Consider the following 19,177-nt stretch of genomic DNA (forward strand, 5'->3'; position numbering starts at 1 on the left):
TGTGGTGGCTCTCCGATTGAGTCACCACGGCACTCTTCGACGCATAAGGCACGCACATGGCGAAGAACCTCGCGCTCGGCTTTGTCATTGGCGGCGCCGTCGATTCGACGGTGGGCAAAGCGTTCAAGGACGTCGAAAGCAAGATCAAGCACCTGGATGCGGTCGGCAGTAAAGCCCGTGTACTGCAGAACACTATCGGCGACACCATGCGTTTGCGTGATGAATGGCGTAAGGCGCACATGGCCGGCGCCGAAGGCGCAGATAAGCTGCTGAGCAAATACGAGAAAAACCTCGCCCTGTTGAAGCAGCAAGGCGTGGAGGTCGGGCGCTTGAGCAAGGCCTACGCCACGATGGGGCGCGTGGCTGCCGGCGCCGAACTGAAAGCACTAGGTCACCGGCAAATGGAAGAGGGCCGGCAGGGACTGAAAAGCACCATCGGCCAAGCCGGCGCATTTACGGCGGCAGCAGCGATCCCGACCAAGGTCAGCGCGGACTACGGCGCGATCATCCGGGACATTGCGATCAAGGCCAACATTGCCAACTCGCCGGAAGAGGCACAGCTGTCCAAGACTGTGATCGACACCTCACGCGATACGGGCATGGCGCGCAATCAGGTGGCCGAAGTGGTCAACGCTCTGGTCGGCGCCGGTATGGAGTTAGACAAGGCGCTGTCCTATGCACCGACCGCAGCCAAATTTGCGGTGGGCCAAGGATCTGAAGGCACTGAAACAGCGAAGATGATCAACGCCTTGGGGCAAAACGCGAAAATCACTGACCCCAAAGTGATGGAGAAAGCCCTGGAAGCCATCGCCTACCAGGGCCAGGCAGGCAGCTTTGAAGCGGTCGACATGGCCAAGTGGTTTCCTGAGCTGCTGGCCGGCATGGGCAAGCTCGGTATCACCGGTATGGACTCGGTTACGCAACTGGGCGCGATGCTGCAGGTGCAGATGAAGACCGCCGGCGGTTCCGACGAAGCGGCCAACAACCTCAAGAACTGGATGGAAAAAATCGGTTCCGGCGAGACGGTCGATGCTTACAAGAAGGCTGGTATCGACTACAAGGGCTCGATGCAAACCGGCTTGCAGAATGGCAAATCCACACTGGAATCCAGTTTTGCCCTGGCCCAGAAGTACATCGAAGCGACCGATCCGAAGCGGGCGGCCGAGATGGCCAAGGCCACGGCGGCTATCAGCAAAGAGGCCGATCCCGAGAAAGCCAAAGCCATGATGAAGTCTCTGGAAGAGGCGTTGCGTACCGGCAATCTGTTCGCCGACATGCAGGTCAAGGCAGCGCTGACCGCGTACATGCAGAACAAGGATCTGTACAACCAGCTTAAAAAGGACTCGGCCGATGCCACCGGGATCCTCGACAAGAATCTCGCCGAGCGCCGGCAGACGTCCGCGCAGAAATGGTCCGAGATGGCCCAGAGCATGGATGACGCCATGCGCAGCATTGGGGATGCAATACGCCCGGTTACCGATACGGTGGCTGACGGCATCAACAATGTCAGCCGCAAACTGTCTGAGTTCGCCGACGAGTTTCCGCGAGTCACGCTCGGTATAGGCACTGCCGTCGCCGGTTTGATTGCATTGAAGGGGGCGGTTAGTGCGTTCAAGGTTGGCAAAGGCCTGATGAATATCGGGCGCGGCACGATGATGGGCAATCCAAACATCCCGCAAAAAGTCATTGTCACCAACTTGCCTGCCGGGGGCACTGGACTCGATGGCGGCAGTATTGATGCAGACGGCGACGGCAAGAAAAGCAAAGGTGGCAGGGGTGGTGGCAGAGGCGGCGGTGGCCGCGGTGCCGCGATCGTCGATGGCATGAAAGGCCCGGCAATCTTCGCGGTTGCCCAGGCTGGCTTTAAGGCTTACGACACCTATGAAAATGCCGAAACTCAGGATGAAAAAGCTGAGGGTTATGGACAAGCCGCAGGTGGTTTGGCCGGCACGCTGGCCGGTGCCGCGGCCGGTGCTGCTATCGGGACGGCGATCCCCATCATCGGTAACCTGGTCGGTGGCGTGATCGGTGGTTACCTGGGTTACATGGGCGGCGATGCTCTGGGGGGATCGCTAGGCAAATCGTGGTTTGGAGCGGACGAGTCGCTAAAGAAAGTCCCGGACGCAGGGCCGTTGATGATGACCAACGCCGGGCAGAACTTGCCGCCGGTAATAGGCAACATCGCTCGATCCTTTGCACCTGCCGCCGCAAGCCCAACTGGTCCGAGCGTTGCCACGCCCTCAGTACTACAGACACTTTTGCCAGAGCGCGTCGCCGATGCGGCCGTGATGGGGGATGTGGCGCGTTCTTTGAGTACACCTGCACCGCCGAGCGTGCCAGCGTTGTTGGCTCCGCTGCCGGCAGCGGCTAAGTCTGAACCATCCAAGTTCGAGCAACGTGTGGAGATCTCCGCCCCACTGCACATCACCGTACAGGGTGATGCGAAGGATCCGGCGCAGATGGCCCGCGAGCTGCGGCCCTTTATCGAGCAGCAGATGCAGCAGGCGACTCAGCAGCTGCAGAACCGCAAGTTATATGACGAGCCTCATGTCTAAGGAGCGAAGATGGCCTATATGGAGCAGCTACAGTCGGGCCTGAAAAGTCTCGCAGCAGCGGGGGAGACCGGTCGGCGTAGCCTCGACGGTATGATGGGACCGGTCAACGGTGCGATCAGCGAGATCAGCGGCGCGGCTTCCGAGCTGGAGGGCATTCCCATCGTGGGGCCGGCGGTTGGGGCAAAACTGCAGCGCGTGATGCGCAGCGTCAATGCGGCTCAAGCCAAGGTGGGTCAGGTCGTGGCCACCTACAACAAGGCCACTCGCGCCGTGTCTCAGATCGATGAACGCATGGGTGAACTCAAAGAGCAGGCGGCACGTGCCTCCACCGCGATCAACAAGATCGCCGGCAAGGTCAGCCCGTCGCTGGCCAACATTGTGCCGACCGGTTCGCTGGCCGGAGACGCTACGCCGCTGCCGGAAGCTGTGCAACCGTTCCCGCATCTGCTGATCGTGCAGCCGCTCGATCCCAACGCACAGCCGTACTACTTCAATCTGGACACAGCAGCCTTTGATGAGCTGCGGCGCTCGACGGAGTTTCGCTGGGCGTCGCAGGAACGCCTGACCCGCCGGCCGGCGCAACAAGCGGTGGGCATCGGCGAGGAAAAAATCACCTTGAAAGGGGCGATTTTCCCAGGCTTCAAAGGAGGCCTCAAACAACTGGATACCCTGCGCAGTCTCGGTTCCCAGCTGAAACCGCTGACACTCACCACCGGTTATGGTGACGTGCTGGGCACCTGGTGCCTGAAGAACGTTGAAGAAGAACAGAGCGCGCTGCTGCAGGGCGGGATCCCGCGCAAGCAGGCATTTACTTTGGAGTTCGCGCGTTATGGCGATGACCTGCAGAACGTCTGACGGGGATCTGCTGGACACCCTGTGCTACCACGCCTATGGGCATTTGAGCGGAACGGTCGAGGCGGTGCTGGACGCCAATCAGGGCCTGGCCGACGAGCCGCAACCGTATCGAGCCGGCATCGTGATCGAGCTGCCGGATCTGCCGGCACCCGATGACAGCGAGGTGATGCTGTGGAGCTAATGCCCCTCCGGTATGCAGCGCAATGACTCAATCGGTCCGCCCAGTGCGGGCTTTCTTTTGGATGGAATGATGACCCCAATCTTTCGCGTCGTGGCCGACGGCGCCGACATCACCCAGCGGATCAATGATCGGCTGCTGCAGCTCAAGACCACCGACAAGCCCGGCATGGAATCCGACGAGTTCGAATTGCGCATCGACGACCGCGACGGCGCTGTGGTGTTGCCTCCACGCGGGGCTAGCATCGAGATCTTCCTGGGTTACGTCGAAACGTCGCTCACCCGTATCGGCCGCTATGTCGTCGACGAGATCGAGCTGTCCGGTCCACCAGATACATTGGTGATCACCGGTAAGGCCAGCGACATGCGCGGCAGTGGCAAGACTACCCGTAGCGGCAGTTGGGAAAATGTGCCGCTGTCGCGGATCGTTGCCGATGTTGCCGTTCGCAACGGCTGGCAGGCGGTCTGCCCGGTGCAGACCAAGGTGCCTCGCGCCGATCAGCTTAGTGAGTCTGATTTCAATTTCATCACGCGCCTGGCCAAGCAGTACGACTGCACGGCCAAGGTGGCCGACGGCAAGCTGCTGGTGATGCCACGGCAAGCGGGGCAGAGCGCCTCGGGCAAGGCATTTGGCGTGGTGACGATTCAGCGGCGCGACGTCAGTCGCTTCCAGTTTCGGCTCGGTGATCGCAACACGCATAAGGCGGTATCGACCAAGCACCAGGACAAGAAAACCGGAAAGCTCGCCGTGGTCACACTGGATAACGACGAATCACCCGACGGTTTGCCGCCAGTACACACCGACCGCCATATCTATCCGAACAAGTCAGCTGCCGAAGCGGCAGTCCAGGCACGTCTCACGGCGTTCAATCGCTCCACTGCCGGCGTCCGGCTGGAAATGCCTGGGCGTACCGATCTGTTCGCCGAGCGCTCGATCAATGCTCAGGGTTTCAAGGTCGGCCTCGATGGCGAGTATCTGGTCGACTCGGTCGAGCAGGTGTTCACCCAGTCAGGCTGGAGCACAACGGTCGAGTGCAATGGCGGCAAGAAGGGCAAGGCGAAAGCCAAAGGCAAGAAGAAACAAGCGGCGAAGGATCTGAAGGTCGTTCAGCTGCAGTAGTAGCACCACTTCCAAAAACTTAAGGAGACACCGATGTCACTGACAGGACAGCAACTGCAAAGCATCATGCCCAACGCCCGCCGCCAAGCGGGCGTTTTTGTATCCGCCCTCAATGCAGCTATGGCCCATCGACAGATCAATACGCCGAAACGCCAAGCCGCGTTCCTAGCGCAAGTCGGACACGAGTCGGGTCAGCTGCAATACGTTCGAGAACTGGGTGGCGACCAGTACCTGAGCAAATACGACACCGGCAGCCTGGCTGCGAAACTGGGCAACACGCCGGCAGCGGATGGTGATGGCCAGCGCTATCGCGGTCGCGGCCTGATCCAGATCACTGGCCACGACAACTACCTACGCTGCAGCTTGGCGCTGTTCGGCGACGAGCGATTGCTGCGCACGCCCGAACTGCTGGAGCTGCCGCAGTGGGCCGCCGAGTCGGCCGCATGGTTCTGGTCAGTGAATGGGCTGAACGCGCTGGCCGATCAAAACGAATTCAACACGATCACCCGCAGGATCAACGGCGGCCTCAATGGCCTGCAGGATCGGCTGGAGTTGTGGGGGCGGGCGAGGGCGGTTTTATGCGTCTCGGCGAACTGATCCCGGCACCATATCGGTTGGTGGTCAAGGGCTTGGTGCTGGTCGTCTTGGTCGGTGGTTCCGCGGCCATTACTTGGCAAGTCCAGGATTGGCGCTACGGCAAACAGCTCGCAGAGCAGGCCCGACTCCACAGCGAAACCTTTAACCAGTTGGCCTTGGCCACGGTTGCGCAGCAGCGTGCCGAACAGGACAAACGCTTTGCGCTCGAGCAGCGCCTGGCTACCAGCGAACAAACCCATTACCGAGCCTTGAGTGATGCCCAACGTGATCAAAGCCGCCTGCGCGACCGCCTTGCCACTGCTGATCTGCGCCTGTCAGTCCTACTCGACGCTACCACCGGCGCCGGCAAAGGATCGTTGTCAGCCACCACCGCCACCGGCGGCGTGGTTCATGGCCCCACAAGAGCCGAACTTGACCCAGCGCATGCTCAACGAATTATCGGCGTCACCGATGACGGCGACCGGGGGCTGATTGCCCTCGCGGCCTGTCAGGCATACGCCAAAGAAGTCTCGACACCGAAATGAAAAAGAGCGGCCGGTCCGGATGCGTCAACATCCGGATCGACCGCCGTCCCTGCAGATGATCCCTGCAAGTCCAGCCAAGGCTCTTGCTCCGTGCACAAAGCGCGGCGAGCCTAGCACCTGTTTATCCATACAGTAAAGGTCTTGCTTTTTATGTCTACACCCATCATCCCTTGGATGGGCGGCAAACGCCGCCTGGCCGACCGCCTCATTCCGCTTTTTCCGCCACACGAATGCTACGTTGAAGTCTTTGCCGGCGGTGCCGCGCTCTACTTCATGAAGCCCCAGCCATCGCCGGTCGAAGTCCTGAACGACATCAATGGCGACCTGGTCACGCTTTACCGCGTCGTGCAGAACCACCTTGAAGAATTCGTGCGCCAATTCAAATGGGCGCTCAGCTCGCGGCAAGTGTTCGAATGGCAGAAAATGACCCGCCCCGAAACCCTCACCGACATTCAGCGCGCCGCTCGTTTCTTCTACCTGCAGCACCATGCCTTTGCCGGCAAGGTCTCCGGTCAGACATTCGGCACGGCGACCACCGCACCGGCCATCAACCTGTTACGTATCGAGGAAAATCTCTCTGCCGCGTGGCAGCGCCTGTCCGGCACCTATGTCGAAAACCTTCCTTGGCTTGAATGCGCTGAACGCTACGACCGTGCCCATACCTTCCATTACATGGACCCGCCTTACTGGCAGACCGCCGGCTATGGCGTCGACTTTCAGTTCGAGAACTATGAGCGGATGGCCGACTTCATGCGCCGCTGCAAAGGCAAAGTGATGGTCAGCATCAACGATCATCCCGACATCCGCCGCGTGTTCGAAGGCTTCCACTTTGAGACTCTAGACATCCGCTACACCACAGCCAATCAGCGACAGGGTAAGGCCGAAGTCAGTGGCGAACTGGTGATCATGAACTGGGAGCCGGAAGCATTGGGCGGGTTGTTCTGACATATGCCGGTTATCATTTCTCTCCTTCCCATCATGAGAACACCCTCCCGTCTATCAGATATTTCCTACAGAAATTGACCGAAAGCCGCTCTGAACGTTTACTGTATATTCGTACAGTATCGGAAGTCGTGCGTCATGAGCTTTTCAATCCTAGGCCCTGTTGCCGTGGCCGGTCGGAAATTACCTCTTTGCCTTTTTCGAGTGCCGGCAGGTTTTCCTTCGCCGGCAGCGGATCACATCGAAACCCACATCTCGCTCGACGAAGTGCTCAATATTCGTGCCCCGCATGTTTACCTAGTGAAAATTGCCGGAGAGAGCATGCAGGGGGCGGGGATCTTTGACGGCGATTTGGCGGTAGTGGATCGTTCACTGGAGCCGGCGCACGGGCATATTGTTGTTGCGCTGCTCAACAACGACCCACTTTGCAAGCGGCTATGCATCCGTGGGAAAGAGGTCATCCTGCTGTCTGAAAACCCTAAGTACCCGCCGCGTTACGTCTTGGAAGGCGATGAGCTGGCGATCTGGGGCGTGATCATTGGTAGCGTGCGCAGTCATGTCTAAGCAGATGCCGGTGTTCGGCCTGATCGATTGCAACAGCTTTTACGCCAGCTGTGAGCGAGTGTTTCGTCCTGACCTGGCAAAGGTCCCCATCGTTGTCTTATCGAATAACGACGGCAGCGTTATCGCCCGTAGCTACGACGCCAAGCCTTACGTGAAGATGGGCGAGCCGTACTTCCAGATCAAATACAAGCTAAAGCAGCACGGCATCGTCCCGTTCTCCTCGAATTACGCGCTGTACGGTGACATGAGTGAGCGCGTCATGACGCTGATCGAGTCCATGGTGCCCGCAGTCGAGGTCTATAGCATCGACGAAGCCTTCGTCGATCTCACCGGCATCAACGCTCTAGATAGCCTCGGACGGCAAATCCGTAGCCAGGTACTTAGGTGTGCCGGCATTCCGGTGGGCGTGGGGATCGCTCACACCAAGACCTTGGCCAAGCTTGCCAACCATACGGCCAAACGCCTGCAGGCGCAGACAGGTGGGGTGGTCAATATTTGCGACCCAACTAAGCGTGACTGGGTGCTGCGTAACACCGACGTTTCAGAGGTGTGGGGTGTAGGGCGTCGCATGAAAGCGCATCTGGATACCATGGGGATAAAAAGTGCGATGGATCTGGCCAAAGCCGCCCCTTGGACACTGCGTAAAAACTTCAGTGTGGTGATCGAAAAGACGGCGCGCGAACTGGCCGGTACTCCTTGTCTGGAGCTAGATGAGCCCGATCCGCCGAAACAGGAGATCTGCTGCAGTCGAATGTTCGGCACCCGCTTGACGGAACTGGCACCGATAAAGGAAGCGGTAGCCACGTACATGATGCGCGCTTCAGAAAAGCTCAGGGCGCAAAACTCGCTGTGCAAGAAAGTGCGCGTGAGCATTCGCACCGGCATGTTCAATCCGGAAGAGGCGAAGTACGCCAATGGTGTGGTGATCGATATGCCTTACCCAACGGATGACGTCCGGCTACTGACCAAGGCTGCAGTCGATGCGCTGGATCGGGTATATCGCCCTGGTTTCAAGTACAGCAAGGCGGAGGTATTGCTATTGAACCTGTGTCAGCCAGGTGAATACACGGACGATCTGTTTGCGACTTCTCAACCGACCGAGTCTACCAAGGTCATGGCCGTACTGGATCAGATCAACGAACGGTGGGGAAGGGGGACGCTGCGAGCGGCGAGCGTCCCAAGTAACCCAGAGTGGGCCATGCGGCGTGAAATGATGAGCCAGAGCTACACGACTCGCTTGGATCAATTGTGGACGATCAACTGTAGGTAGTGAGTAGTCTGCTATCGGCCAAGAACGGACGCTCAAGACGCAAAAGCACTAAGAAGGACTAACTTGTTAGAAGTTAGGCGCCCTATAATCAGCTTGATAGCAGATAGCGAGAATAGCCACTAAAACTAACGACAAAATCTATAGTTCTAAGACGACAAGCAAATCTCGCTTTTACAGGCTATTTTTTAAATGGCGTCATCCATGATGAGGTAGTGACCATTTGAATATTTTCTTTTCAGCTACATAGCCATGATTTTTTTGGCTTTGCATTGTAAGTATCTTCCGCCGAAGACGCTCAATCCATGATTGACTTCCACCTTTCGCCTCAAAAAGATTTAATAACTCAATCGACTTCGGTAAGTCTTCTGCTTTTTCTAACTGATAATAAATCTCGTCGCAAAAAATCACATCATCAACTGTGCCTTCGAGAATTAAGTTCATACGTAACTGTGAAGCCTCGGGACCACGACCTAATTGCTCTAAAACTTTTCCCAAAATGGAGTCTGTATACACATCTGTAGCGCCGAAAGACTGAGCTTTTTCTAATATCTTTAGTGACTTGTCTGGGTTTTGCTGCTGTTCCAGTTGATATAAGGCCTCTTCATTATAAAGAGCCGAATTCACACTTCCTTCTTCAATGGCCAATCGGCGCTGACGGGAAGCCTCCGCTGCATCCACGACTAATTGAATACAGCGATTTTGGACCGATTGAACATAATTATTGACAGAATCTGGGTAATCTTTTTGATGAGTTTCTAGTCGTTCTAAAAAAATTTCAGCGCCAGCTTTACCCTGTGCCAAAAGTGCTTGTCCAAGGTTGGCAACACCTGGAGGAAAGTTGGGATTCAACTGCAACGCTTTTTCAAATGCGTAGATCGCTTCATCGCAACCCAAACTCTGAGTTTTTTGCAAGCTTTCACCATAAAAGCGCCAAGCCTTGGAGTCTCGAGGATAAATATTTACTATTATCTGCAAAACTTCCTGTTGCCGAATAACACTTTCTCCAGCATCCCGCCGTCGATGATATATTCCCCAGAGGGCACTCTCGCTCCATCCTATCTCCTTCCCTTCCAAATGAGCAATCCAAATATCTATATCAGCGAGGGAATCCGCACAAAGCAGATGATAAAAAGCCTCGTTTGCTCTCTGTAGGTTAATCTGCTCTATCTGTCTGCCAATTTGATGTTGCCAACATTGAGCAATTAGCAAGTGCTTACTGGAGATTTCTTCAGGTATGCTGCTAGCGTAGTCTGGAGAAAACTCTGCGTCACCGAGAGCCATTTTTTGGCGAATCCAGCCGGTAATAAATCCGTGTAAATAATGATCTTTGTTATTGTCAATCGGCAAAAGACCAAGTCTTCTTAATTTTTGCCAAGCATGACTTACACCAATGCCATCCTCTAGCTTGTCAGCATGGTCTTGTGGGATTGCATTTCTGTAAAGTGCCAGAACCCTCAAAAGACTGCGTTCGCTATCCCCGATTATTTCATCATGTAATATGGAAAGTAATTTTTCGTCTAATCGATCAATAACGTCTTGGCGTATTGTTTGATAAACATCCCATGGTGTAGAGCGTTTTTCCCGCGCGATAGACGCAAGTAATTCTGCGGCTAACGTGTGAGCGGTCCCCCCGTGCCCACCTCCTAACCATTGGAATAGAGCTTTCAGACTATTGCCTGAATAGGTCCATTCCTCTTCCTGTCCCAGAGGAGCACTTTCAACAAGTAGTTGAGCGAACCCCGACTTATCCAAGCCTGGAACCTCATAAAGTAGACAGTTAACGCCGAAACTGCCGTCATCGACCTTTTCATTAAGTTCAAAAACAAATTTCCAATCGGGAAAAGCAATTGAGAGGCTTTCTAGCAAAATACGTACTTCCGCATTTCGCCATTTACTATTGTGCATAAGTAAGTGTGCGTTGTTTACCCAGATATAGGCTGTGTGGGGGTCGGGATAGGATTTCAGCAATCCCGCTGCCATTTCTCTTGAAGTTACTCCGCTCGGCGGCTGCGGATCTTCTCGGCGATTATTTAGAACATCCAGCAACCTGCGAAAAATCTCTCCTGCGGTTATTTGCTTGCTACAATTTATATCGAGAAACTTTAAGGAGTTAAAGTTCGCTTGGTCATGAAGTTTTTTGATTAGCGCCGTTTTCCCATTTCCACTCATTCCGTACAAAGCAATCGATGAGTTATGATCTAAATAATCAGTTAGCACATTGAGAAGCTTTTCGCGTCCACAAAATGGCGGCACATAAGGTAATGAAAGGTGATTCACAGCTTTATTATTTGCATCTGACCCTGCGCTATATTTCTGCGGCTTCTTAAGTCTAAGGGAAGAGTTGAAACTCCATTGCCCTTCATCAGCGTGGTCGGCAACTGGCTGTATTGTCCAACCTTTGTTATACCCGAATAAATGGGCAGTGGTTGCTCCAGTGAGCGGGTCGGTCCTAACTAAGTTAACACCAAATTGATCTATGGTATCTGCTCCTACGGCGCCGGCGGCTAACTGAATGCAGTTTTCAGTAGGGCGGACCCAAGATGTATGAGTATGACCATGTAGAAGAAAGTGCAGACTCCTACTTGCACGACTTTCTGCGTCATGTTGCTCAGCTTCACTAAACCAATCGAACGGATGATGAATTAAGCCAATCCGAATATCCGCACCATTGATTATTTCCGACATGTAATTAAATTGCCACTCGCTTGCAAGCCATACATGACGATCATCTTCTGGTCCCGCGCAACTCCACGCAGAGTTAAATCCAGCTATCCCTACGATAAAATCGTTAATCTCTAGAGTATGGGCGTATAAATGATAGTGTTCTTTGTATAACTCCGGACGATATTCTTTAACAAAATCTCCATATTCGGCTAGTCTTCCCATTGCGGATTTGTGATCAAAAGTACAATCTGCAAACCGCTCATTAATCTCTCCAACATGATTGCGCGATTTTTCCGCCATCTCGACCAGTCTCGCCTGCTGGTCAACTGAAATGTTTTTTCTATTAACATCATGATTTCCGGGGACTAGGAATAATCTATCTTTGGTAAGATCGCAACACTGAAGCAGATCATCGAAGAACTTTGCTGCCTCCTTATACTGCTCTTTGAGTGGGGCGCCGCTGGTTTCTCCAAACGCAATATCCCCCGTGCAGAATATGATGTCCGGCTTCTGAAGGCCGCTGACGAATCTACGACTCAAAAAAGTCAACAATTCACGGCGGATAATATTATCGCGCCAAGCGGTCTTTGGATGGAAGTGGATATCTGATAAGTGTAGCCAGACTAATTCTTTTTTCATGTATTTACCAATGTTGTGGCGATCTTACCTAGATCGAAATTATTTTTTGAGAACTTGGCCGGCTACGATGCCTAAAACTAATTTCTTTATATAAAGCAAGTTTACAGGTATCTTTTCGAACTTGAGCGTCGATACGAGACTGCGTAGCCTGCACAACGCATGGCTTCCATTTAGTTGACTTTGCATCAAACATGGCGCAAAAGCGCTTAAGGAGGTCAAGTTAAGATTGGTCATTAGATTCGATTCCTTTCGACAGTTACTACGATTTAAAGGAGAGGCATGAAACCCTGGATCATAATATTAATTTATCAATATATCCAAATCGTGCAAGCCAGGTCAAGCGTGCTATTTCATGCGTCTCAATTGATGCCATCCTCGGCTCGGTAGACGCGACTTCAGACTGAATCAAGATGATTACCCGGATGATCGACTGCGTACGTGCAAAACATCCGGTCCTTATGTGAATTTTTAAATACAATCAGTAGCTAATAACTTCAATCGCTTACTCAGTTATCACATGAAAACTCTGGACATACCGCAAATGCGATCAATGGTAAAATTAGAAGGGCGGCAGTCCTTGATAATCGCATCTTTTTACACTTCACAGCTTGCAGCTGTAATACTTAAGTGTCTCGCGGAAAGCGTGCTTTGGCCCGAACTCTACCAACCGTGAGAGGCAACCTTGATCGTCTGCTTATAGCCGAAAGCAGACCTAGGTGTGTGAGGGCGGGGATGAACGCTGAAAGCTTTTTAGGACATATTTAGGACAAATCCGATGCCGCTCGAGGCCGCAGAGAACCAAGGCACCAAGCGTGAATGCCCGAGATTTTGGGCCTGAAGCGGTCTGCCAAGATATTGGAAGGGGGTCGAATCCCTATCCAAATAGTCAGTAGCAGCAATTGTTCGAAAGGAGAGCGAGATCAGCTATTGGTAGGCCAGGCCCTGGTGGGATCTCCTTAGAAACATAAAACGCTCCACACCGGGCCAAACTCGCACGTTTGCTGCCAGCCATGCCAGCGTTATCACTGCCGTAATTGCATGATTGCATATGTAATCGCTTTCGCGTTTGTGTCCAGTGTCTCCAGAGCCACAACGGCGTTATCGGCTACAGCGTCTGCGCCAGTTCCTGAGATCCAGTGGGTAATCTCTTCGATCGCCGCACTAAGGGCATGCTGGTTATGCAGCAGCAATGTTAGAGCATCGGCAGTGATGATGTTTGATCGGGAGTTATCGGGCATAGAAATCTTCCTTGAAAATTGATCTGGAAAGACCGCTCAGCGGACGGTGGTCAGTCCAGCCAGAGGCCTACCTTTTCGGCTGGATAACCAGACGCTGCGCCACCGCTACTGCTTAAAGGATTCATTTAATTGATCTCAAAAAACGTCGATAGCAAGGCTCGTCCCGCTGTCTCTCTCGCAAGATTTTGAGATCATCTGCAACCTGCATTGCTCGCTCTAAAAGCGAAGCGTTCTCCTCGTACGCATTCGGATCATTAGTGCCTTCATAAAGTTGCCCACCCTCCGAGACGTCTCTCACAACACTGTCTGCAAGCTGATAAAACCTAACAATGAGGGCTGCTTGTTCCGAGTCTAGGCATCCGATATTTTGGATGTTGCCAGCATAAACTCTACAGTAATGATCAGCCACCGATATCTTATAGGGGGCGGCCGGCTTCGATGGATTGGTGCGATAGAACTCAGCGCGAGTTCTAAAATCTTGCAAGAAGTGACGATGCGTAGCTATGTCCTGCAGCGCTCTGATTTCGGAATAAATGGCTCTGCCAACGGTGCTGTGCTCCCGTGCAAGCTTGAGCCACCACGCGAGGATAGCCAAAACTACGGGTAGCGAAAATTTGATTATCTCGTCCACAAAGCCTCCCAGTTGCGAGAGTTTATAAGGAAGCCATCTGTGCCTAGCTATCCGCGCTTGGTAGCTTCATTAAAGCTCATGGCGACATTATCGTGGAAATAGAATTGATCTCGTGAATGGAAACGCGTCCGGCGACTTCTGACCGAGGAACAGATGCAGTGAAAGGACGTCAGGGAAGTGGACCAGGTGCGGTGCCTAATCCGAATGGCTTCATGGGACCTGCCTATTGATGCTTAGAAATTGCTACAACGCAACGCTGCTTTCATGTTTTAGCCAAGCAGCGCGGGGAGCAGGTGGGTTGCTACACCCAATCCATCATCGGGGCGACGGACAGTGCTTCAAGAAGTACGATGTGCTCTCTGCGTTGGTGACAATATTTGGATCGTTTAGCGTGCTAGTAGAGCTCTTTCAACAGAAAAAGCCGCGTCTGTTTAAATGATGTCTCTTGCTGCAGTCCTGAGCCTACACCACCTTGCGCCACCCCCTACGCCTAAGACAGAATCCCCCGGCTTGTGCGTCTAGCCCGCACGTTCTATCGTCCTTACGTCACTGAAAACCAGTGATCGGGTTTGGTAGCCCGCTTCGTGTCTAGATGCATTGCATCACCAATTTCAGTCGCTTTTCCAGGACTCGGATTTCATGGTGGTCATGCGTGGGGCCCATTCGTGGGCGCCGGGTTCTAGTGCGACCGGTCTACCAACCCGCGTATGGCCGCCACCCATCGTTTGGTAGCGTGGGTGATGGCTTCTTTCAGTAATCGCGCTAGAGGTTCCATCTATGTTCAAAGTAACGCCCAACCCGCCAGAAGCCGACCCCGCATCCCCCTACGAATCCCTCAACTCCAAAAAACTCCACGAAGCCGCCGAGCGCGCCCTCGATCACTACCTCCTTCCCGCCAGCCACATCATGGCCAGCACCAACGAACCCGAACGCATGTACCTCGCCAATCCGAAGTACGACTCGGAATCCTTGCTGGCCAACGCCAGTGAAACGTTGGGTTCCGCCTCGGAAATGCTCAATAACTTCGCCGCGACGCTCGAACCCTCGCAGCGCAAGACTGCGCTGGGCATTGCGCAGGTGGTGATGTTGGGTGAGTTAGCGGTGAATCAGGCGTTGGATAAGGTCGAAATCAAGCCGTAAACCCCTCGCTCCTCTGTGGCGTGCAGCCACTGCTCGCCGCAGAGGGGCCAGCGCCTGAATCCGCATTTTCAGCCCCGTTTTACGCCAATAGCGATGTGCCACAAATCATGATGGCAATGCGTCATCACGCCGCTCGAAAAGTTCAACGATTATACAAAAATATAAAGTTGTACAAGTTTTCGCAAAATTAATAGCATCCCCCCAGACACCTTTGCTGAAACGATAAATCCAGCGTGCAGACGCTCTGTTTGCGACGTGACGGGTTTGTCTGCCGGTGCTCGCGTCGGGTTGTTTTCGACGCTTCACCAGGATCCGCATCGGCATTTGCATTTCAGGGACAGCTGGAGCGTCCCGTATTACGCCTTGGATGACGACCCCCGAATGTCTGGACGGTGACTGCGGTTGCCGGAGATCTATTTTTTTGTGCCCGGCGTTTCGCGTCTGGGCGTTTGAGGCTGAATATGGCAGTAGCATCGAATTTCCTGGGTGACATCAAAGTTTCCCGCAAGCTGGGCGCTGGCTTTGGCATTCTTTTGCTGGCTGTTTTGGCGGTTGCCTTCATTGGCTATAACAGCAACGGCGTGCTGGTTGATCGTTTGAGTACGACGCGTCTGATTGGCACGCTGAATGACGCGACGCAAGATATGCGTTTGTCCGAGAAACAGTACGAAGCCGCCGCTGACGCAGCGTTCGCCGATTCCTATAACGCTCAGTTGAATGTCTTGCAGGGCCTGGTGAGCAAGGCGCTGGACACCTTGACCCGCGCTGAGAACCAGCAAGCTCTGAAGGCTTTGCAAGCCACGATTGTTGCCTACGACCAGAAGGTCAAGCGGCTGATCGCTGCCGATCAATCGACCACGGATGCCCTGAAGCCGCTGACGGCGCTGTCGGACAAGTACGCGCAGACCTTTGCCGGCATGCTTGAAGGCACCACGACCAGTGCGCTGGCGTCTACCGATGGCGAACGCGTGCGGGAGCTGCGCACGGTGGCCGACTTGCGCAATGGCATGACCACGTTTCGCCTGATGTTGCGTCGTTACATTGCGGTGCCCAACGACGTGAATAAAAAACTGATGATGGAGACCATTGATACCTTCCTGGGTGATATCACCAAGGCGCGCACCAGCCTGCCGACGGCCCTGTCGAGCCAACTGGAGGAAGCGCACGCCGGCATGCGTCGTTATCGCGAAGTATTGGTGGAAGTGGCCGGGCTGTTTGAGCAGAAACAGACCATGCGCGAGCAGGTCGATCAGGAAAGCAAGGCGATGGACAAGATCATGACTGGCCTGATGGACACCCAGCAGCGCCTGGCGCGTGAAGATCAGCGCTCAGCCTTTATCCAGATGGCGGTATTGACCGTGTTGGCGCTGGTGATCGGGCTTTTTGCCTCGGTGGTCATCTCGCGCCAGATCACTGCGCCGCTGGCGCTGACGGTTGATCTGGCTCGACGTATTGCCAAAGGCGACCTGACGGTACAGGCCAAGTCTGCGCGCAAGGATGAGTTGGGCGATCTGCAAAATGCGATGCAGGACATGGCGCAGAACCTCAACACGCTGGTGCAAGGTATCGGCAATGGCGTCACGCATATTTCCACCTCTGCGGAAAAGCTCTCGGCCATGAGCGAGCAGACCAGCGCGGGCGTACGTCAGCAAAAAAGCGAAGTGGATCAAGTCGCCACAGCAATGCACGAAATGGCTTCGACCGTGCAGGAAGTGGCGCGTAACACCACCGATGCCTCCGCTGCCGCGACCCTGGCCGATCAGCAGGCGCGCCACGGCAGTACGGTGGTGAAGCAGGCGACGGTGCAGATCAGCGAACTTGCGGTGGCCATTGAAGAGTTGGGCGGTGCGATGAACGTGCTGACTCAGGACAGCGAGCAGATCGGCAAAGTGATCGATGTGATCAAAGCCGTTGCCGAGCAGACCAATCTGCTCGCGTTGAACGCCGCGATCGAAGCGGCGCGGGCGGGTGAGCAGGGACGTGGTTTTGCGGTGGTGGCAGACGAAGTGCGCTCGCTGGCGCAGCGCACGCAGGACTCGACCAAGGAAATCGAAGCGCTGATCGTCACCCTGCAACAAGGCACGCAAGCGGCCGCGACGTTGATGGCCTCCAGCCGCGAGCGCACCCTCGATACGGTGGCGTTGGCGCAGAAAGCCGACTTGGCAATTACTGAGATCAACCAGTCCATCGGTACGATCCAGGAGATGAGCCTGCAGATCTCGGCCGCCGCCGAGCAGCAAAGTGCTGTGGCCGATGAAATCAATCGCAGCATCGTCAGTGTGCGTGATGTGGCTGACCAGTCGGCTGTCGCCAGCGAAGAGAGTGCGGCAGCGACGATTGAACTGGCGTCGCTGGGGCAGGACCTGCAGCGAATGACCGCGCATTTCCGCACTTGAGCATTTGCACGTAGAGCACGCGGCGCCTTCAACTATTCCGGCGCCGCAGGGCTACAGTTATTGCCTTGTTTGCAGATAACTAAGTCCAGTAGCTGTTTTTTTCACCATGGAAGGTTGCACGCCGTCATCAGAGTGGTTCATGTCCGACTTTCCAACATCATCGACCTCTTCCGCAGGGTGCCTCGGTTGTAAAAACAAAGGCGTGCCGGATATGGATTTCGCTTTTGCCTTTCAGCCCATCGTCGATCTGCGCGATCAAACGACGTTTGCCCATGAAGCCTTGGTTCGAGGGGTGAATGGTGAGGGCGCCTTTTCAGTCCTGGAGCAGGTGGACGATCACAACCGTTATCGATTCGATCAACTGTGTCGGGTGCGGGCGATTTCCACGGCGGCTGAGTTAGGGATGACCCAGTACCTGTCGATCAACTTTCTGCCGAATGCCGTGTACCGGCCGGAAGTGTGCATTCGCAGCACGCTGGAAGCGGCGCGTACTTACGGCTTCCCGTTGGAGCGGCTGATCTTCGAAGCGGTGGAAAGCGAGCACGTTGAAAACAACAAGCATTTGATGAACATATTGCGTGAGTATCGCGAGTTTGGTTTCAAGACGGCGATCGACGATTTTGGCGCCGGCCATTCCGGCCTTAACTTGTTGGCGGATTTTCAGCCGGACTTGATCAAGCTGGATATGGCGCTGATCCGGGATATTCACCGTGACCGAGTGCGCCAGATCATCGTGCGTAACGTGGTGAATATGTGTAGAGAGTTGGGCGTGGAGGTGATCGCCGAGGGCATTGAAGATGCCGCGGAACGAGATTTTCTCGCCGATTGCGGCATTTATCTGATGCAGGGGTACTGGTTCGCCAGGCCTGCCTTCAAATCATTGGCGCAGATCCCTGCGAGTGCGTGGCTAGCGATGAACACTTTCAGCTCGCACTGATCCGCTCGATCACGGGGACCAGCGTCGGACGTTTGCCAAGCCATTCAGTTTTGGTAATCCCCAACAACACCACATCGACCCGCACCCCGTCCTTTACCACGTTCTGCCGCCGCACACCTTCAACCTCAAACCCGAACTTCTGATGCATCTTCACCACTGCGCTGTTCATCGCCAGCACTTCGCAATTCAGCTTTTCCAGACCCGCGACATCAAACGCGTAATCGAGCAGCCAGAATTCGACCACGCTGCCCAAGCCTTTCCCTTGCAAACCGACATCCAGATAAAACGCCCAATCGGCGGTCTTGTGCAAAGCGTTGATCGCATTCAACGAAACTACGCCCACCGCTTGCTCATCCTTGATCACCACAAACACTTGCTGCCGTGGATTGCCGTGCAAGGACGCTAGCCAGTTGGCATGTTCGTGTTCGCTGATTTCATGCGACGTGTACATGAATTTGCGCACGTCCGGTTGGTTGCGCAGGGTGCGGACGTGGGCCTGGATCGCAGGGGCGATTTCGGTGAGGGGGAGGAATTGCATTCGGCGGTCCTTGTCTCGCAGGGGTTGCAACTGAACCTGCGCTGTCGATCTGTAAAGTTTCATGTTGCCGTTTTAGGCGTGGGCCTAGGATGGTGGTATCAGTCGGTGTTGTCTCGTTTTTTCATCCCCAGGGGAGTCGTGCCATGCGCGTCGATGTCGTCAAAGTGCTGTTGATTGCTGCCGCTGTATCGGCGTTGAGTGCTTGTTCGGGGGCGGGTGGGTTGACCACGACCAGTTGTTTTTCGGCGGATTGTCAGTCGCCGCAGGGGCGCAACAATGCGACGACCCTGAAGTTTGGCGGTAACAGTATTGGCAGCAGTCTTAACCAATACAGCTCCGGGATGTTGCACGACGACTGAAATACGGCGGGTGTTGAGTGGCAAATAGTTT

16 protein-coding genes and 1 pseudogene are annotated in these 19,177 nt (G+C 54.6%); 14 read left to right on the forward strand and 3 right to left on the reverse strand.

Annotated features, from left to right (window positions below; genetic code table 11):
- Positions 1 to 56: 56 nt before the first annotated feature.
- From K5Y35_RS17395 to umuC, 9 genes are all read left to right on the forward strand, one after another.
- Positions 57 to 2,555 (forward strand): phage tail tape measure protein, encoded by a 2,499-nt coding sequence (locus K5Y35_RS17395; RefSeq protein ID WP_222832449.1) that lies wholly within the window; start codon positions 57 to 59, stop codon positions 2,553 to 2,555.
- 9 nt (positions 2,556 to 2,564) lie between these two features.
- On the forward strand, positions 2,565 to 3,410 hold the full coding sequence (locus tag K5Y35_RS17400) for a phage tail protein (protein WP_222832450.1): 846 nt from the start codon (positions 2,565 to 2,567) through the stop codon (positions 3,408 to 3,410).
- Entirely contained in the window at positions 3,385 to 3,591 is a 207-nt protein-coding gene (locus K5Y35_RS17405) for a tail protein X (protein ID WP_222832451.1), read from the forward strand. Before K5Y35_RS17400 ends, K5Y35_RS17405 begins: the two co-directional genes overlap by 26 nt.
- A 69-nt stretch (positions 3,592 to 3,660) precedes the next feature.
- A complete protein-coding gene (locus tag K5Y35_RS17410; RefSeq protein WP_222832452.1) occupies positions 3,661 to 4,707 on the forward strand; it encodes a phage late control D family protein in 1,047 nt (348 codons plus the stop codon).
- A gap of 33 nt (positions 4,708 to 4,740) precedes the next feature.
- Entirely contained in the window at positions 4,741 to 5,304 is a 564-nt protein-coding gene (locus tag K5Y35_RS17415; protein WP_222832453.1) for a glycoside hydrolase family 19 protein, read from the forward strand.
- Positions 5,286 to 5,828 carry a lysis protein gene (locus K5Y35_RS17420; RefSeq protein WP_222832454.1) on the forward strand — a complete coding sequence of 181 codons (543 nt, stop codon included), beginning with the start codon at positions 5,286 to 5,288 and terminating at the stop codon, positions 5,826 to 5,828. Before K5Y35_RS17415 ends, K5Y35_RS17420 begins: the two co-directional genes overlap by 19 nt.
- 150 nt (positions 5,829 to 5,978) lie before the next feature.
- Positions 5,979 to 6,773 (forward strand): DNA adenine methylase, encoded by a 795-nt coding sequence (locus tag K5Y35_RS17425; RefSeq protein WP_222832455.1) that lies wholly within the window; start codon positions 5,979 to 5,981, stop codon positions 6,771 to 6,773.
- Positions 6,774 to 6,908: 135 nt separating this feature from the next.
- The gene (locus K5Y35_RS17430; protein WP_222832456.1) at positions 6,909 to 7,334 is read left to right on the forward strand and encodes a LexA family protein; all 426 of its coding nucleotides are present in this window, start codon (positions 6,909 to 6,911) and stop codon (positions 7,332 to 7,334) included.
- Positions 7,327 to 8,604 carry a translesion error-prone DNA polymerase V subunit UmuC gene (umuC, locus tag K5Y35_RS17435; protein ID WP_222832457.1) on the forward strand — a complete coding sequence of 426 codons (1,278 nt, stop codon included), beginning with the start codon at positions 7,327 to 7,329 and terminating at the stop codon, positions 8,602 to 8,604. The genes K5Y35_RS17430 and umuC overlap by 8 nt, the downstream gene beginning before the upstream one ends.
- 195 nt (positions 8,605 to 8,799) lie before the next feature.
- Here the strand turns inward: umuC and K5Y35_RS17440 are convergent, their stop codons facing one another.
- The gene (locus tag K5Y35_RS17440) at positions 8,800 to 11,907 is read right to left on the reverse strand and encodes a metallophosphoesterase (protein ID WP_222832458.1); all 3,108 of its coding nucleotides are present in this window, start codon (positions 11,905 to 11,907) and stop codon (positions 8,800 to 8,802) included.
- Between the two features lie 1,022 nt (positions 11,908 to 12,929).
- Positions 12,930 to 13,145 (reverse strand): hypothetical protein, encoded by a 216-nt coding sequence (locus tag K5Y35_RS17445; RefSeq protein ID WP_222832459.1) that lies wholly within the window; start codon positions 13,143 to 13,145, stop codon positions 12,930 to 12,932.
- Positions 13,146 to 14,553: 1,408 nt separating this feature from the next.
- On the opposite strand from K5Y35_RS17445, the gene K5Y35_RS17450 reads away from it, so the two are divergent.
- From K5Y35_RS17450 to K5Y35_RS17460, 4 genes and pseudogenes are all read left to right on the forward strand, one after another.
- A complete protein-coding gene (locus tag K5Y35_RS17450; RefSeq protein WP_222832460.1) occupies positions 14,554 to 14,916 on the forward strand; it encodes a DUF6124 family protein in 363 nt (120 codons plus the stop codon).
- Positions 14,917 to 15,377: 461 nt separating this feature from the next.
- Positions 15,378 to 16,406 (forward strand): annotated as a pseudogene (locus K5Y35_RS28265) (methyl-accepting chemotaxis protein); the annotation flags it as partial.
- Positions 16,407 to 16,607: 201 nt separating this feature from the next.
- A complete protein-coding gene (locus K5Y35_RS28270; protein WP_410055929.1) occupies positions 16,608 to 17,312 on the forward strand; it encodes a methyl-accepting chemotaxis protein in 705 nt (234 codons plus the stop codon).
- Positions 17,313 to 17,451: 139 nt separating this feature from the next.
- Positions 17,452 to 18,249, forward strand: a complete 798-nt coding sequence (locus K5Y35_RS17460; RefSeq protein WP_222832462.1) for an EAL domain-containing protein — start codon at positions 17,452 to 17,454, stop codon at positions 18,247 to 18,249.
- Here the strand turns inward: K5Y35_RS17460 and pseH are convergent.
- A complete protein-coding gene (gene pseH / locus K5Y35_RS17465) occupies positions 18,236 to 18,787 on the reverse strand; it encodes a UDP-4-amino-4,6-dideoxy-N-acetyl-beta-L-altrosamine N-acetyltransferase (protein WP_222832463.1) in 552 nt (183 codons plus the stop codon). The genes K5Y35_RS17460 and pseH overlap by 14 nt on opposite strands.
- A gap of 143 nt (positions 18,788 to 18,930) precedes the next feature.
- Between pseH and K5Y35_RS17470 the strand changes: the two genes are divergently transcribed.
- A complete protein-coding gene (locus tag K5Y35_RS17470; protein ID WP_123462135.1) occupies positions 18,931 to 19,146 on the forward strand; it encodes a hypothetical protein in 216 nt (71 codons plus the stop codon).
- Positions 19,147 to 19,177 lie beyond the last annotated feature (31 nt).

The organism is Pseudomonas sp. SC3(2021) (genome assembly GCF_019856535.1).
Classification (GTDB): domain Bacteria; phylum Pseudomonadota; class Gammaproteobacteria; order Pseudomonadales; family Pseudomonadaceae; genus Aquipseudomonas; species Aquipseudomonas monsensis.